Source organism: Lapidilactobacillus luobeiensis (genome assembly GCF_024345205.1).
In the GTDB taxonomy this organism is placed as follows: Bacteria; Bacillota; Bacilli; order Lactobacillales; family Lactobacillaceae; genus Lapidilactobacillus; species Lapidilactobacillus luobeiensis.
On sequence record NZ_BROC01000004.1, the window covers coordinates 1 to 15,716 of the forward strand.

General features: G+C 44.3%; 12 protein-coding genes. 8 read left to right on the forward strand and 4 right to left on the reverse strand.

Annotated elements, in window-relative coordinates:
- The first annotated feature begins 661 nt into the window (after nt 1-661).
- The 3 genes from OCU21_RS01995 to OCU21_RS02005 all read left to right on the forward strand — a co-directional run bounded on the left by OCU21_RS01995 (nt 662) and on the right by OCU21_RS02005 (nt 3,212).
- Nucleotides 662-1,963, forward strand: a complete 1,302-nt coding sequence (locus tag OCU21_RS01995) for a Y-family DNA polymerase (protein WP_261805831.1) — start codon at nt 662-664, stop codon at nt 1,961-1,963.
- Entirely contained in the window at nt 1,956-2,315 is a 360-nt protein-coding gene (locus OCU21_RS02000; RefSeq protein ID WP_261805832.1) for a hypothetical protein, read from the forward strand. Before OCU21_RS01995 ends, OCU21_RS02000 begins: the two co-directional genes overlap by 8 nt.
- 228 nt (nt 2,316-2,543) lie before the next feature.
- The gene (locus OCU21_RS02005; RefSeq protein WP_261805833.1) at nt 2,544-3,212 is read left to right on the forward strand and encodes a CPBP family intramembrane glutamic endopeptidase; all 669 of its coding nucleotides are present in this window, start codon (nt 2,544-2,546) and stop codon (nt 3,210-3,212) included.
- Nucleotides 3,213-3,334: 122 nt separating this feature from the next.
- On the opposite strand, the gene helD is transcribed toward OCU21_RS02005, so the two are convergent.
- A complete protein-coding gene (helD, locus tag OCU21_RS02010; protein ID WP_261805834.1) occupies nt 3,335-5,623 on the reverse strand; it encodes an RNA polymerase recycling motor HelD in 2,289 nt (762 codons plus the stop codon).
- A gap of 95 nt (nt 5,624-5,718) precedes the next feature.
- Nucleotides 5,719-6,510: an AraC family transcriptional regulator gene (locus OCU21_RS02015; RefSeq protein ID WP_261805835.1), complete on the reverse strand. Its 792-nt coding sequence runs from the start codon at nt 6,508-6,510 to the stop codon at nt 5,719-5,721.
- Nucleotides 6,511-6,722: 212 nt separating this feature from the next.
- On the opposite strand from OCU21_RS02015, the gene OCU21_RS02020 reads away from it, so the two are divergent.
- Complete coding sequence (locus tag OCU21_RS02020; protein WP_261805836.1) at nt 6,723-8,750, forward strand: beta-galactosidase; 2,028 nt, start codon at nt 6,723-6,725, stop codon at nt 8,748-8,750.
- A gap of 466 nt (nt 8,751-9,216) precedes the next feature.
- On the opposite strand, the gene OCU21_RS02025 is transcribed toward OCU21_RS02020, so the two are convergent.
- Together OCU21_RS02025 and OCU21_RS02030 are read right to left on the reverse strand one after the other, a co-directional pair.
- Complete coding sequence (locus OCU21_RS02025) at nt 9,217-10,032, reverse strand: DUF368 domain-containing protein (protein ID WP_261805837.1); 816 nt, start codon at nt 10,030-10,032, stop codon at nt 9,217-9,219.
- Between the two features lie 262 nt (nt 10,033-10,294).
- Nucleotides 10,295-10,834, reverse strand: coding sequence for a cysteine hydrolase family protein (locus OCU21_RS02030; protein WP_261805838.1), 540 nt, complete (start codon nt 10,832-10,834; stop codon nt 10,295-10,297).
- 165 nt (nt 10,835-10,999) lie between these two features.
- Here OCU21_RS02030 and OCU21_RS02035 point away from each other — a divergent pair, with 165 nt between their 5' ends.
- From OCU21_RS02035 to OCU21_RS02050, 4 genes are all read left to right on the forward strand, one after another.
- Nucleotides 11,000-11,629 carry an HAD family hydrolase gene (locus OCU21_RS02035; RefSeq protein ID WP_261805839.1) on the forward strand — a complete coding sequence of 210 codons (630 nt, stop codon included), beginning with the start codon at nt 11,000-11,002 and terminating at the stop codon, nt 11,627-11,629.
- Between the two features lie 129 nt (nt 11,630-11,758).
- Complete coding sequence (locus tag OCU21_RS02040) at nt 11,759-12,781, forward strand: aldose epimerase family protein (RefSeq protein WP_261805840.1); 1,023 nt, start codon at nt 11,759-11,761, stop codon at nt 12,779-12,781.
- Nucleotides 12,782-13,191: 410 nt separating this feature from the next.
- Nucleotides 13,192-14,139 carry a glycoside hydrolase family 43 protein gene (locus tag OCU21_RS02045; protein WP_261805841.1) on the forward strand — a complete coding sequence of 316 codons (948 nt, stop codon included), beginning with the start codon at nt 13,192-13,194 and terminating at the stop codon, nt 14,137-14,139.
- A 26-nt stretch (nt 14,140-14,165) separates the two neighbouring features.
- Nucleotides 14,166-15,308, forward strand: a complete 1,143-nt coding sequence (locus OCU21_RS02050) for a DUF2264 domain-containing protein (protein WP_261805842.1) — start codon at nt 14,166-14,168, stop codon at nt 15,306-15,308.
- Nucleotides 15,309-15,716 lie beyond the last annotated feature (408 nt).

Genomic DNA, 15,716 nt, shown 5'->3' on the forward strand with positions numbered 1-15,716 from the left:
GTCTAAGTGGCACAGCCACTAAGACCAATTTCACGGCGATCTTACCCGCCACACTCCACTCCGCCCGCTCAACCGTTCTAAGCAAATCAAGCTGCTACGCCATAGTGCCTGCTCGTATGAATTAACAAATTCCCACGTAGTTAACGACCATGGCTAGTGGTCACAAGTTCGCACTGATAGTGACATCGTAACAATTAGCTAGATCATTGCTGGCAACTCTGGCCAAACAGCTGACAGGACTTTTCTCGCAAAATGAAATGATAGCATTTTGACTGCTACACTAGTAAAAGCGCTTCATCAACTACTTCGCTTCAATTGCAGATAAGCTCCATTCTGTCCAGCAACCGCCTCAGGGCGTGTGGCTCAGCAGTGAAATTTGTCTTAGTGATTTATCACTTAGACAAAGACCTGATTTTGAGACAATTCGGTCTTTGAATTGGCTCAAAACAGCGTCCACTGCGTTCCAGCCACAACAACGCCCTGAGGCGGTTGCGTCCATATCCGAACCCAACTACATCTGCAATCAGGCAACACAGCAAAGACAGAAGCCGCACTTTTCAAAGTGATCCTCCAGTATCACAGTCACTTGCAAAATCCGTCAAAAAGGAGTAATTTTAAATCATTAAAGCAAACGTATGTTCGCATTTCTGGAGGTTATCCTATGTTCGATTATCGACAAGAACCGGTTCGCACGATCATGATGATCGATAGCAAATCTTTTTATGCCAGCGTGGAGAGCGTTGAACGCGGGCTTAATCCACTCAAGTCTATTCTTGTCGTCATCTCCCATGCGCCGAATACCGGTGGTGGCGGTTTAGTTTTAGCAGCTTCACCAATGGCAAAAAAACTGTATGGCATCAGTAATGTTTCCCGTTATTATGAATTGCCTGATGATCCCCGATTATTAAAAGTGCCACCACGAATGAATCTCTACATCAAGAAGAATTTAGAGATCAATGCGATCTATCAAAAATACGCGGCCCGTGAAGATATCCACGTCTATTCGATCGACGAATCCATGCTAGACTTGACTAAATCTTGGCACTTATATGGCCGTAACCCACAAGAAACCGCCCGTCAGATCCAGCAAGAGGTCCGCGCTAAGATGGGGATCTACACCTCAGTGGGGCTCGGTGACAATCCACTTTTAGCGAAATTGGCCATGGATATCGAGGCCAAGCACAGTAACTCGCTGATGGCGACCTGGCACTATCAAACGATTCCTGATACGATCTGGAAAATCCAAAATCTGACAGACGTTTGGGGGATCGGTCAACGTACTGCGGTCCGTCTCGGTAAGTTGGGGATCACTAATATGTATCAGCTGGCCCATACTGATCCTTATGCGCTTCAAGCAAATATGGGGGTGATCGGCGCCCAGCTATTTGCGACTGCTTGGGGCATCGACCGTAGTATTATCGCTCAGAAATATCAGCCTGTCAGTAAAAGCTATGGTAATTCCCAAGTGTTGCCACGTAATTATGACCAAGCGCCAGAGATCGAGGTCGTTTTACGAGAGATCGCCGAACAGGTGGGAGCCCGGATCCGCAAACGCCATTTACAGACTGGATTGGTCACGATCTCTCTTGGTCAGGCTCAGAAATCAGCGAAAACTGGGCGGGCATTTTATTCTCATCAAACTAGGATCACGCCGACTAACTTAAACGATGAGCTCACTCAGGTAGTGATCGGCCTTTTTCGAGCACATTGGACTGGTGCACCTTTGCGGAATCTAAGTGTTAGTTACGGAGAGCTGACTACTGATCAAAACCAACAATTGAATTTCTTTGAAACAACGCAAATTCAAGTCCAACGGCGAAAACGCGATTTTGTCATTGATCGATTGCGACAACAATATGGCTTTAAAACGGTCGTCAAGGCCAGTAGTTTGCTTCGCGGCGGAACGGCGATCCAGCGAGCCGGCCTCGTTGGCGGCCACAACGGCGGTAATAGTTATGAGTGAAGATTTCGATCGGATCGTGGCGGCTTTCTTCAAACAATATCATGACCGGGGGATGTTAAAATGGGCCGGTTTTTATTTAAGTGATCATACGCAACAGCTAGAAAAACAAGATCAACTTGCGACTAAGATCGTTGCTAGGCAACCGCAACAATCGCGACAGGAACTAACGGAAAAACTTTTGGCAGCCTTTAACCAGCATTTAGCTATCAGTCTACAATTAAACAGTATTCGACTCAATGATGATAAAGTCGAAGAAATCGGCGGTTATGTGACTGGTTTTACCGCAGATGGCGTCCTCCTTGATGGGCACGAGTTTTTGCTGGCTGATCTGCGCCACATCCGTATCACATGATCGCGATCCGACCGCCCACGCTCCCCGACCTGACCAAATCTCCCTGATTTATCAGGATGATCCCGACTGACTTGCCTCAGTTCAATAGACCATGGTGCAACGAAGGGATACGCTATGGTCTACTGAAAAACTTGAGGCTTCTTTAATTATGACGGTAATGGTCGCATTCTGGCCTTGATTATTGTATGATTTTAGGTGATAACAACTAAGTTGGGGATGGGTAAAACAATGAAAAGTCCAGCATCACGTCTAGGTAATTCAGTTCGCTTTATTATTTTTCTTGCGCTAACGGTCATTACGAATTGGCTTGGCGCCATGGCCTTTGATCAAAATAAAATATCTGGTCTCTTTACGATTCTCTTCTTCAGTATCGCGGCCTTGACCTTGCTTTTTTTCATTCGTCAATTTAATTTAGAAAAACACTATTTTTCTGATCGACTCAATTCTTTAGGTGATGTTTTCAATAACGCATTCGGTTTTATTATCGTTATGTTTCTTGCGGTCGGGGTGCTGACGCTACTGATCGCCTGGCTACAAGTCGATGGCACTCTTCCTGCGTTTACCCGGGACGCAACCGTCTTTGAAGTTGTTGATATCGGCTTTTGGCTGAATATTTTGATCAGTGGTATCCTGATCCCGATCATTGATCAATATTTGATCAATGGATTTTTCTTCAATTACTTTTTCCGAACAGAAACGCCACTTAATATCGTTTTAGGGATGTTGTTCAGTGGCGTACTCTTCGCCTTGCTACAATTCCAACCTTGGTTCATGCCCGCATTCCTTCAAGCATCTTTCGGTTGGCTCTTCGCTTTGAGCTACCTGCGAACCCATAATTTGGCGCTACCGATCTTACTCAATATTTTCAGTGCGATCTTATTCATCGTCTTAGGGTGATCATTCACCAAAACGTTAACATTGACTCCGCTTTAGCCTTTATTAAACGATCCGTATCAAAAAACCAAATCGCGATCATACTTAAAAAGCCTTCTCGAAAACTGAGAGGGCTTTTACTATTGCTATTGTAGTGGTGGTGCTGTTTCATATAGATCTTGGTCAAGTCGTGTGATCAAGGCAGTAGGCTGTCCCAATGAGATCAGTAGCAATTCATGCATGGCTCGTGAGGCGATCGTGTACAAAATGTGAGCGTCATTAGCCGAATCGAACAGCTCCGCCGAAACGTTATAGCCGATCACCGCATCGAACTCTAAACCCTTAGCTAAATAAATCGGCATGATCATGACCCCAGTTTGTAAATGATGCGTCTGCTCGGTCATCAGTGTCACTGGCGCATCGACTTGTAGAGTCGCGTAGATCTGTTCTGCTTCTTGCTGCGTTTTAGTCAAAACAGCGACCATCGTCTGTCGAGTCAATAATTCCCGGCAAGCCTGACTAACTTGTTGATTCAGTTCGATCAACCGTTGACAAACCAATAACTTAGGTCGTGGTCCCGGGCGACTGAACGCTAAGATCTGAGGCGCATTCGGCAATAAGGCACTTGCAAAGTGCGTGATCTGCTGAGTAGACCGATAACTGTTATTCAACGAATAAAGTTTGATTTTTTGTCGCGGGAACAGTTGTTTGAGCGCTGGTAATAATTCGCCTTGTAACGTTTCATGAGCGAATAGATCCTGAGCTGCATCCCCTAACAACGTCAGCTTAGCTAAAGGAAAGGCATGGTGGATGTAAAATAACTGTGCCGGTGAATAATCTTGCATTTCGTCAATGAAAAGATACTGGATCTGGTGATTCTGACCGCCACCGGTGATCAAATCACGAAGGTACAAGATCGGCGCAGTATCACTCAAGGCCAACTGATGCCGTTCAAAATTACTGACGACTGTCAGTGTCCGCTCTTGCCAACTGGTGACTGTAACTCCTGGCGGTGTGATCTGTTGTAAAAGACCAACATATTGTTGCGTCAAGTCTAAGAAGAAGTCATTGTAAATGGCCTCATAGATCGGCGCGAAATGCTTTTGCGCTAATTTTTTTCCTAGAAAATAGCGTTCGTCGGCATCGGCAGTGAATTCTGTGTCTTCGATCAACGCTAAATAGTCAAGTTCACTCAGACTTTCTAATTGCTCCTGGAGCCAATCTTCACTGACTGCTTGACGAACACGGCGCTGTAATAGACGGATCAATTGATTCTTAGTTCGTTGATACTTATCCGCGATCGTTAAGGTCGGCGGTAATTTCTGCCAAATCGTTTGCATTTGCGCACGCGTCAACACTGGCTCGCCCGCCAATAATAAGTCAGTGAATTCAGGACAGAAGTCGGATCGATCGACCTGTTGTTTGATCAACGTCATCAATTCTGTACTCTCAAGGAAATGTCGCAAGCGCTGTGCAGACGCTGGTAATGAACGTTGATCCTTTTCAAAACGATCAAATTGATTTTCAACTTGAACTTCCCACAGCCTTTTTTCGAAAAATTCATGCAAAGTCACTTGACGCATATTTTTCTCGCCTAAACTCGGTAAAACTTGAGAAATATAATTACTGAATAAATGATTGGGCGAGAACATGATCACTTGCTCCGCCGATAATTGTTTACGGCTATGATAAAGTAAATAGGCCAAACGTTGCAGGATCGTTGATGTTTTGCCGGAACCAGCAACGCCCTGCACGACCAAAACATCAGCCGTGGTATTGCGAATGATCTCATTTTGCTCGCGTTGGATCGTGGCGACGATGTTTTGCAGATATAAACTGGCGGCCGCTCCCAAAACCCCCTGTAACACCTCATCGCCAACAGTCTCATCGGTATCAAACATATTCGTGATCTGTTCCGCTTTGATCGTAAATTGGCGTTTACGTTGTAACGCCACTTGCTGCGGTCCAAGTGGCGTGGGATAGGTCACTGACCCTAGTGTGCCATTGTAATAAACACCAGCGATCGGTGAACGCCAATCATAAACTAGAAATTCTTCATCATTTTCATCCATCAAAGTGGCCGTGCCAATATAAAGTGTGTCCTGCTCTTGGCCTTCAGCAATATCGATTCGCCCAAAGTATGGCGACTGCGCAAGTCGCTTTAGCCGTTCCTGACGCTTGGCCAAGATCGTCTGATTTTCTACCGCCAATGCAACCAATTGCTTCTGTTGCTGTACCGCCGCATTGGTTTCCATGCGATCATCGACTTCTAATGTGTTGATCTTAGCCGTATCCCCATAGGTCAACTCGATCTGGCGGGTTTCTTGAGCAGCATTCAGCAACTTGGTCTGATTCTGTTGTAGCTCCCGCTGGATCGTCGCTACGACTTGATGCACACGTTGTTCTTCTGCTTCTCGTTCCTTAGGTGCGTACATTCACGCCACTCCTATCTTAATTTTGAATGACTGGATCAATGCGAGCCAATAATAGCGAGCAATCATCATACCACATTCAGCACCAGTCTGCATGCTCAATGCAAGCGTCGGAATTGTCGCGGCGTCAAATGCAGTTGCTGATGAAATTGGGCAATGAAATAGCTGGCGCTACTAAACCCAGTCTGGATCGCGATCTGCTCTACTGTCAATTGGGGTTGACTTAATAACAAAGTCTGCGCATTTCGTAAACGTAGATCGTTCAGATATTGCAAAGGGGTCACATGATATGCCTGTTTAAACAGACGGTTCAAATGTTGCGAAGAAAAACCTGAATGATGCGCCAATTCCTGATTAGTGATCGGATTTTGATAATTTTGGTCAAGATAATGTTTGGTCGCTTGTAAGATCGTTGCGTACTGGCGACTGAGTTGTTGCCCATTTTGCCAGGTTTGATTCAACAACAGCAGAAAGCGATAGATCAATAAGGAAAGTTCGTTTGGATCAGCTGTCGCGCCCACTTCTGGTCCATGTTCGGCGATAAAATGGCGCAATTCTGCTGGTGTTCGCCGCAACAATCGATAATCCGTTAAATTTTGGCCTAAGATCGGGATCACACCGGCGCCACCAAAAGTCAGATATTGTGTTTCCCATTGATCAGGGGTCGTTGCCCAATACTCATGAGGAATAGCGGGACTGAATAAGACCGCATCGCCGGGTCCCAAAATATAAGTTTGTCCCGCCACACGACAGCTGCCCTGACCGTGGATCGTCTGTAACCAATGATAGTAATCATACCCACGGGGGCGCAGCACTGTCTCCTGATGCCAATCATACCCGATACTTTCCAAATATAAAGGTAACTTGGCATTGATTTGAGTAAAAACCACGCGCACACCTTTTTTCTCCTTTCATTTAGGCCTAAAATAATGTTCAAATACTAATAGTTTATCTTCAAATTGTACGACATTTCTAGCAACTTGTCAGTTAGAATCTGGTTGAAAGCTGAAATAGGGATCTGATCAGCAGTTAGCACAGCGATTACTGTCAATTATCCATGAGTTTAACTGGATCAGGTTCAAATATTACTAGGAGGCAAGTCATGAGCGCATCACAGAAATTTGGTCGTATTTTGTTCGGTGGTGATTACAATCCTGAACAATGGCCCCAAGAAGTTTGGTACAAAGATATGCAATTACTGACTAAGGCAAACATCAACGAAGCCACGATCAACGTCTTCTCTTGGGCTCAATTACAACCATCAGAAGAACGTTACGACTTTTCCACATTGGATCAGATCGTCAAACTTTTAACAGAGAACCATTTCGAGATCGTTCTCGCAACATCAACAGCGGCATTACCTGCTTGGATGGCGGAACGTTATCCCGATGTTACGCGAACCGATTTTGAAGGACGACATCATCGCTTCGGCGGTCGTCACAATGCCTGTCCCAATAGCCCGACCTTCCGTTATTATAGCCAAAAATTGGCTGAAAAATTAGCGGAACGTTACGGTCACCTGCACAACATCGTTTGCTGGCATGTGTCCAATGAATATAGCGGTCAATGCTATTGTGATAACTGTGCCGCCGCGTTTCGGGTTTGGCTCAAGCGGCAATATCAGACTTTATCCGCCGTTAATGCCGCTTGGAATACCAATTTCTGGGGCCATACTTTTTATGACTGGAGCGAGATCTGCCCCCCTAATGATCTCGGCGATGCTATTGGCAACGACAATTCAACCTTAGCCGGACTTTCCATCGACTATCGCCGTTTCATGTCTGATAGTATCTTGCAAAATTATCAAGATGAGCGGCGGGCGATCCGCAAGTTTGACCCTGAAACACCGATCACAACTAATTTGATGGGCACCTTTAAGGGCCTGGACTACTTCAAATGGGCTAAGGAAATGGATCTAGTTTCTTGGGACAATTATCCCGCCTACAATACCCCTACTAGTGTCACTGCCATGAACCACGACTTGATGCGGGGACTTAAACACGGTGAACCATTCATGCTGATGGAACAAACACCATCCCAGCAAAACTGGCAACCATATAACTCACTGAAACGCCCCGGACAAATGCGCGCTATGAGTTATCAAGCGCTGGCGCACGGTGCTGACACGATCCAATTTTTTCAATTGCGTCAATCAAAAGGCGCGACCGAGAAATTTCATGGCGCTGTTATCAGCCACGCTGACACTGATCAGACCCGAGTCTTCCGAGAAACCGCGGCACTGGGCAAAGAATTGCAGCATTTAGGTAGCGAGATCTTAGGCGCGCGTACACCAGCAAAAGTCGCCATCATCTTCGACTGGGATAACTACTGGGCTTTGGAATATGCCAGCGGCCCCAATATTCGCTTAAAATATGTTGACCAGATCCAACGATATTATGCTGCTTTTTATCGTCAAAATATCGCTGTTGATTTGATTCCGACCGATCTATCCGCCGAGGCGTTAGCGAAATATGATTTAGTTGTAGCGCCAGTCTTGTACATGATCAAGTCAGGCGTCGCCGACAATCTAACTACCTATGTTAAAAATGGTGGCCATTTCTTGACCACTTTCATGAGTGGTCTCGTCGATCGTAATGATAACGTCTTTATCGGTGGCTATCCCGGCCCCCTACGTCAGCTCATGGGTGTTTGGGTCGAAGAATTTGACGCTATTCCTCCTGAAAAACATGGTCAAGTTATTTTCACTGATCAAAGCGCTTATGAATGCGATCTGATCTGTGACATCATGCATCTCGAGGGTGCCCAGGCCTTAGCCCATTATGGCGCCGGTGAATTCTACGCCGGATCACCGGTGGTCACTAAGCACAACGTTGGCCAAGGGAATGCTTATTATGTAGGGACACAACTAGCTGCCGCTGGTATCGACCATTTAGTGGGCCAATTGATCACCCAATTCAGTTGGGAGCATTTCACAACACCGACAACTGTTGAGATCACTTGCCGCCAACAAGCCAATGCCCGTTACTATTTCGTCATCAACAATGGTAACGCCAGTGAAACGGTCACTTGGCCATATACTGGTCGTGATTTGCTCAGCCAAGCACCAGTCGCCCAAGGGACCCTGACCTTACCCAGCTATGGTGTCAAGATCATTAAAGTTCAGGTCTGAGCAGCACAGATCGATCGTTTCAGACTAATGAGCCGATCAAGTCCGATCAGCTAGTAGCTCGATCGTAAACCCATTTCTTGTCCGCCACTGCCCTCACACAGAAACAACAAGTAAAGATAGCACCTTCAGGAATAGTGCCGTATCAAGATCATTCACGGCACTATTTTTGCGCGCAAAAAAAGGGCGGCAAGAAACCGACCTTCACTCATCATTATTTTCAAAATCAAACGTGCCGAATAGCACCTAGACCAATTAGTTGGGATAATCAGCTAATTTGGTGATTGCACGCGTAACAAACGCAGCTGATAGAAAGAAAACAGCAACGACAGGAATTAGAAACATCAGTAGCTTGCGCATGGGCTCATCTCCCTACAATGGTTAAAACTTAATTATAATATAGCACCATTACTGGTAAAATCATAGCAATCACACAGATACCAATCATAAAAAAGTGTCGGTCAACGAATTACTCCGCCTGATACTTGTTTTCCAGTTGACTCATCCAATAAGCCAACGCAGTCCCAGCAATAAACATCACGATCGCGATCACGATCCCCGTCCCAGTATATTTTGCGCCAAAAGGAATGATCATGATGGTCGAAGCAAAAACCACACCTAAAATAAAATGAAACAACTCAGCATAGGCCTTTTTAAAAATATAATCGGCGATTTTCGACAATAGTAAGACTGAAGCGATGCCGCCGATCGCCAAAGGAATAATAATGCTAAAGTTAAGTTGCTTGATCCCATCCGCCATCGAATCATACATGCCCATATAAAGCAAGAAGTTGGAGGGACTCAATCCGGGAATGATCACCCCTAAGCCGATCAGGGCACCGGCTAATACCCAAGTGCCAAAGTTTTGCGCCACCCCGTCACCGAACAATTCTTTACCAAACAAAAGAAAAATCAGAAAAGCAACAAAGGTGATCCCCATGATCCACCAATGCTTAACGCCGCGCCCTTCACGACCAGCCTGTTTCCATAAAGCCGGTACCGTTCCTACGATCGCGCCGACAAAGAACCAGAGGATCAGATTCTCAAACTTAAAGGCATAACTAACTAAAAAGGAGAAAATAAAAACGCCAGCGATCCCGCCAAGACCTAGGGGAATAAAGAATAGGATGTTTTTCTTGAAATCTCGTGTTAAATGGGCAAGAAAGGAAATAATGCGCTCATAAACACCAAAAACTGCTGCTAAGGCGCCACCACTGACCCCCGGCAAAATAAATCCAGAGCCAATAAAAATACCCTTAACAAAGCGTAGTAACCAATCCGTCATTGAGTAACCTCATTTTCATAATTTAATTAAATTATAGCATTTGTATTCTACGAACAATACTACAATTGTTAATTCGCAAACAACCTTTAAACTTTTTTCAAAAATCCGGCCTATTTGGACATCCCGATCACATACCCGCTTGTCTAAGCGGACTTGCTTGGAAACCAACCGATTTAGTTAAGTCATCAAGAACAGACGCTAGTTCATCAGGGCAGCTTTGCCGGGATCACCCATATAAAACCACAGTCCAATTCATAACCGCCTAAACGATCTTCGCACCAAGCGTATTTTGAAAGTGACGCAGGGCCCAATCATGTCCCACTGGATCAAAACTAGCGACTGCCTGTTGATGCACGACGATCTGATAACCTAGATCATAGGCATCGACCGCGGTATGCAAAACACAAATGTCAGTACAAACGCCAACCAAATGTAATTCTGTTATCCGCCGTTCACGCAAACGTAAATCTAGGTCTGTCCCACAAAATGCCGAATAATGCCGCTTATCCAGCCAATAGATCTTATCCTGTTGTGCTTGATAAAGCTCTGCCAATTGACCATAGAGATGCCGTCCTGAGGTCCCGATCACATTATGTGGTGGAAACAATTTGTTTTCTGGATGGTACTGATCAGTTGGATCATGCCCGTCGACGGCCATCACCACAAACTCGCCGGCCGCAATAAAATCCTCGGTCGTCCCCACTAATGTATTTTCGATGGCTTGACCTGGCTGTCCTGTAGTCAGAGCACCTGTGCTGGCGACAAAGTCATTGGTATAATCGATCACGATTAGGCTTTTCATGATTACCACACTCACTTTCCTATTGCTAGTCTGCTTTAATTAAAGCAAAAAAGAAGCGTTCAAACAACTTTGCGACTCAGCCTACCTCAAGTTGTCGCCACTGATCCAAGTAAAACATGCTACAATGACAATAAGATTTGAATATAAAATTTGGAGGTTCTCCCCTTGATTAAAAATGTTGTTTTCGATATTGATGGCACGTTGATCGACACCGAACGTGCTTATATGGAAGCGTTGCTTGATGTTTTGAACCAACAGCACGGTTGGGATCATACCTATGAACAGGTTGTCACCATCTATGGCATTCCCGGTTATGATGGCCTGATCCAACTCGGATTTCCAGAAAAAGACGTTGCTGGGCTGTTAGATGAATGGCACCAAACGTTCAACGATTATAAACACTTGGTACAAATTTTCCCAGGGATCATCAACACGCTAAAAACTTTGCAAGAATACCCAGTGGAGATCGGTGTCGTCACTTCCAAAAATGAATATGATATGACCAATGATTTTAAAGCGCGCGGTTTGGAAACATACTTCACCAACATCGTGACCGCTGATGATACTGAAAAGCATAAACCGAACCCAGAACCTTTGCTGAAAATGATCGAACGTAGTCAGATCCCCGCCGAGGAAACACTTTATATCGGCGACACCGCCTATGACATGCAGTGTGCCCATCGTGCCGGCGCCAAATTTGCGTTAGCCAGCTGGGGGGCGCATGATCACGGCCAATTCCAAGAAATGGACTACTTTTTATCTCGTCCGGCCGAGATCATTGATTTAGTTCGTTAACGATTGGTCTGTCTCACGTCCGAGCAATCCTGTCTTCATCAAAAAAGCAACCATTTATCGCTAAGGAAGCGTTGACATCAAGCTGGCCAATGCTTAGACTTAATGATGAATGAAAGGAGTTACACTGTAATGATCACAAATAAAACACTTTTTGACACGGTCAACGGCGAACCGGTCTATAAATTATCGCTGACTAACGCCAATAAAATGACGATCTCTTGCTTATCCTATGGCGCTAACTGGTACGAATTGCTAGTTCCAACAGCGGCAGGTCCTCAGAACCTGTTATTGAATTTTGCTAAAATCGCCGATTATCAAACCACCAATCAATATCTCAATATGTCGATCGGTCGCGTTGCCGGACGGATCGGAAAAGGACGATTCAAGATCGGTGAGCACGATTATCAAGTCGCCCCCAATGAACGTGGTAACACCCTTCATGGTGGCCCCCACGGCTTCAACCAGATCAATTGGGACAGCACAGTCGTTGCTAATCAAATCATTTTTACTCATCAGATCACCAGCACAGATGATAGTTTCCCAGGAGATCTGGATGTGACGCTGACCTACACCTTAACCGATGACAATCAAGTTTTGCTTGATTATAATGTTCTCAGCCATGGCGAGACCGTCTTTAATCCAACCAACCACGCTTATTTCAATCTCAACGCTGGTGATGAGAATATCAAGAACTTGGAGCTCCTCTTGAAGAGTAGTCACCGCCTAGCCCTTGACACTGAAAAAATCCCAACAGGGAAGACGCTGGTCAATACCGACACACCTTATGGCTTTGAGACCAAGAAGACACTGGGAGCGGCTATCGAAGGCCTGCAAAATATTCCTGAAAAAGGGATCGACGATGTTTACTTGATCGACCGCCACGCTGATAACGACCCAGTAGCCGTGCTCAGTGATCCCGACAGTAACATCAGCGTTTCGATTTTCTCTCAACGTAACGCCATCGTCCTCTTCACCGCGAATGGCTTTGGCCCAGACCAGCCTTATCTCACTAAAACTGGCCAACCATATGTCGGTGTCGCCCTCGAGGCTCAAACCGCGCCGAATGCGATCTTCGATCATGATTATGGCGATTTCAGTCTTCAAGACGGCGAACGCCAACATTATCAAACGAAGTATCAGATTCGATTTTAGAAAAGACTGAAATATTTTCTAACTAGAAAAAGATTTCAATTTCCAAAACGGAAATCTGAAATCTTTTTTTGAATTCGAAATTAATATAGGAAAAGATTTAACTCAATATCCCCAGCAAATCATTCCTGCTAATTTGAATGCTTCCAGAATTTGACCCACTAAGTGATCTACGGCATGTGTTGAGTTTTGATAACCATGAACGAGTTCTAAATATTAGAACTTATTTCTCTACTGAGTTTCATCTTGTCGAATAACGCACATGAGCTTATTTGTTTTATACCACGTACTGATAGAGAGCCATAATATTAATTAGTACGATTACCCATTACATTTTTTAAATTTACGATCCCCTTCACGACCTTGAACGGGCCTGTGAATACTAAATTCATTCTTGCTTAAGGAGAATTAATTTGAGTCACTACCTATTTGTTCATTTTAAAGAAAAAAGAACGCCGGATGGTGAACAAGTCTATTTCGGAGTCAGCCCAGACGGCTTTCATTGGCACTCGGTAAATCACGGTAACCCCGTTCTGTGGAATTACCAGGGGGATCATGGTGTCCGTGATCATACGATCATCCGTACTCAAACTGGCGAATTTATTATCATTTCAACCGATCTCAGCCTATCCTATAGTTTTGAGCACAAATATCATCGTTCATGGGAGAATATTAAGAGATTTGGTAACGATGATTTTATTCTTTGGCGCTCAAAGGATTTAATCAAATGGGATCGTGGACAGTCGATCCATCTTGGTAATAAGGAAATGGGCTGTCTGTGGGCACCTGATATCATTTATGATCCAAAAGAATGTAACTACCTGATTCACTGGTCGGCCTCACAGAAGAATACAAACTTTTCCAATATGGCTATTTATTATGCTCGAACCAAAGATTTTATTAACTTTACCCCGTCCAAGCTTCTTTACCAAAAACCAGATAGTTCTGTAATTGATTCGGCAATGTATGAAGAAAATAGTCAGTATTATCTTTTTCTAAAAAGCGACGCCTCACCCGAACGAATCATCTTACTATCGAGCCCCTCCATAACAGGCCCATTCCAACGAATTTCGGCTTTTGACAACAGTATGAGTACTCTAGCAGAGGGCCGCTATGAAGCCCCAACAGCAGTCAAACTAGCCCACGGTCAATGGGGTCTGTTTCTTGATTACTATGGCACGAGTGCCGAAAAACAAGGCTACGTTCCCTTTGTTGCACCATCGCTAAAAAGTGGGGAATTTACACGTAGCGATAAAGAATTTAGTTTTCCATACGGTTTCAAGCATGGTACGATCCTTGCTATTAGTGGCAGTGAATACCAGCACTTACTACAATATGAAAAAAAGGCTTCTGAGTACTAAAAAACATAAAAAGAGGAAATGAGTACATGTTAAGGCAACATTGGTTGATAACACTTGATAAAATAGTAGGTCCCGTATTTACTTCTTTGAGTCATGACAAATTAAAAAGTAGTTTACCACATCAATTTCATAAATCTCGGCAAAACTATCAAACACTAGAAGCTGTCGGTCGATCATTCTGTGGCATCGCTCCTTGGCTTGAACTTTCTGAAAAAGAAATCACGACTAACGAGGAACAAGAATTACATCATAAGTATCAGCAATTGGTTGCTGATGGACTTGCACATGCGGTTGATCCAAATTCTGCCGATTTTTGTAATTTTACAGAAGATGGGCAACCACTTGTTGATGCGGCTTTTCTAGCTCACGGTATCATCCGATCTCCGAAATACTGTCATCAATATCTTACAGCACAAACTAAGTCCAATTTAATTAGTGCGCTGAAATCCACTCGAAAAACCATCCCACCAAATATGAACTGGAACCTTTTTTCTGCAATGATCGAAGCGGCGCTTTACGTATTAGGAGGTAATTACGATTTACTACGGGTCATCTACGCTATTCGCTTACTCGACGATTGGTATAAGGGTGATGGCACTTATGGCGACGGTCCCATCTTTCATTGTGATTACTACAATAGTTTTGTTATCCAACCAATGGCTATTGACCTATTGACACTATTCAGTCCAAATAATATTGAACTGCAACATTACCAACAAGAATTTATTCCTCGCTTTCAACGGTATGCCACTATTCAAGAACGAATGATCAATATGGATGGTTCTTTCCCGATCATTGGGCGTTCAATTACTTATCGTAGTGGTGTTTTTCAAGCATTGGCTCAGGCAGCTTTAGAACAACAATTACCGCAAATGATAAAGCCGGCCCAGATTCGGGATGCATTATCTGCTGTAATTGATAGAACCATCAATTCATCCCCTCGAACTTTTGATTCAGATGGTTGGCTGTTGCCTGGTGTCTATGGTGAACAACCATCCCTAGCCGAGGAATATATCAGTATAGGTAGTCTTTACCTGTGTACAACAATTTTTTTGCCTTTAGGTCTCCCAGCGAAAAATGCTTTTTGGACCGATGAAAGCTGCCCTTGGACCGCACAAAAGATTTGGCAGGGTTCAAATGAGGTCAAAGCAGACCAAAGTATCTCTTAACAAGTAACTTAAGCTATCCAGAGTTCAGCTTTGGTATTATCAAAATCAGCAACTAGACAAGCGCTGATGACTTAAAATCTGCGTACGCCTATCATCACAGTTTGACTGATAAGTACGGCTGACACAGGAGGTTATCGCCGTATTTATCAAGAAAAACTGATTATTCATATTTGGGTCCTAAAGAATCAAGAAGGCGAATTTATGCGTGCTGGCCCAGACTTGGGCTCAATTTTGACGTACAGATAATACAAATAACTGATATTCCCAGTAAAATACGATTCATTTTTTTGTGAGTGCTCTGAATAAAAAATTCCGCTCAAACGCCGAAATTGGATAGCGGTCCGATTTCGGCGTTTTCTATTTTCTCAATTAAGGAACCGACTTTAGAAACAGTCATTAGCGGGCTAC

Excerpts from the sequence above, each read along its gene's own strand:
- OCU21_RS01995 (WP_261805831.1), top strand. The coding sequence starts at position 662 with ATGTTCGATTATCGACAAGAACCGGTTCGCACGATCATGATGATCGAT.
- OCU21_RS02000 (WP_261805832.1), top strand. The coding sequence starts at position 1,956 with ATGAGTGAAGATTTCGATCGGATCGTGGCGGCTTTCTTCAAACAATAT.
- OCU21_RS02005 (WP_261805833.1), top strand. The coding sequence starts at position 2,544 with ATGAAAAGTCCAGCATCACGTCTAGGTAATTCAGTTCGCTTTATTATT.
- helD (WP_261805834.1), bottom strand. The coding sequence starts at position 5,623 with ATGTACGCACCTAAGGAACGAGAAGCAGAAGAACAACGTGTGCATCAA.
- OCU21_RS02020 (WP_261805836.1), top strand. The coding sequence starts at position 6,723 with ATGAGCGCATCACAGAAATTTGGTCGTATTTTGTTCGGTGGTGATTAC.
- OCU21_RS02025 (WP_261805837.1), bottom strand. The coding sequence starts at position 10,032 with ATGACGGATTGGTTACTACGCTTTGTTAAGGGTATTTTTATTGGCTCT.
- OCU21_RS02030 (WP_261805838.1), bottom strand. The coding sequence starts at position 10,834 with ATGAAAAGCCTAATCGTGATCGATTATACCAATGACTTTGTCGCCAGC.
- OCU21_RS02040 (WP_261805840.1), top strand. The coding sequence starts at position 11,759 with ATGATCACAAATAAAACACTTTTTGACACGGTCAACGGCGAACCGGTC.
- OCU21_RS02050 (WP_261805842.1), top strand. The coding sequence starts at position 14,166 with ATGTTAAGGCAACATTGGTTGATAACACTTGATAAAATAGTAGGTCCC.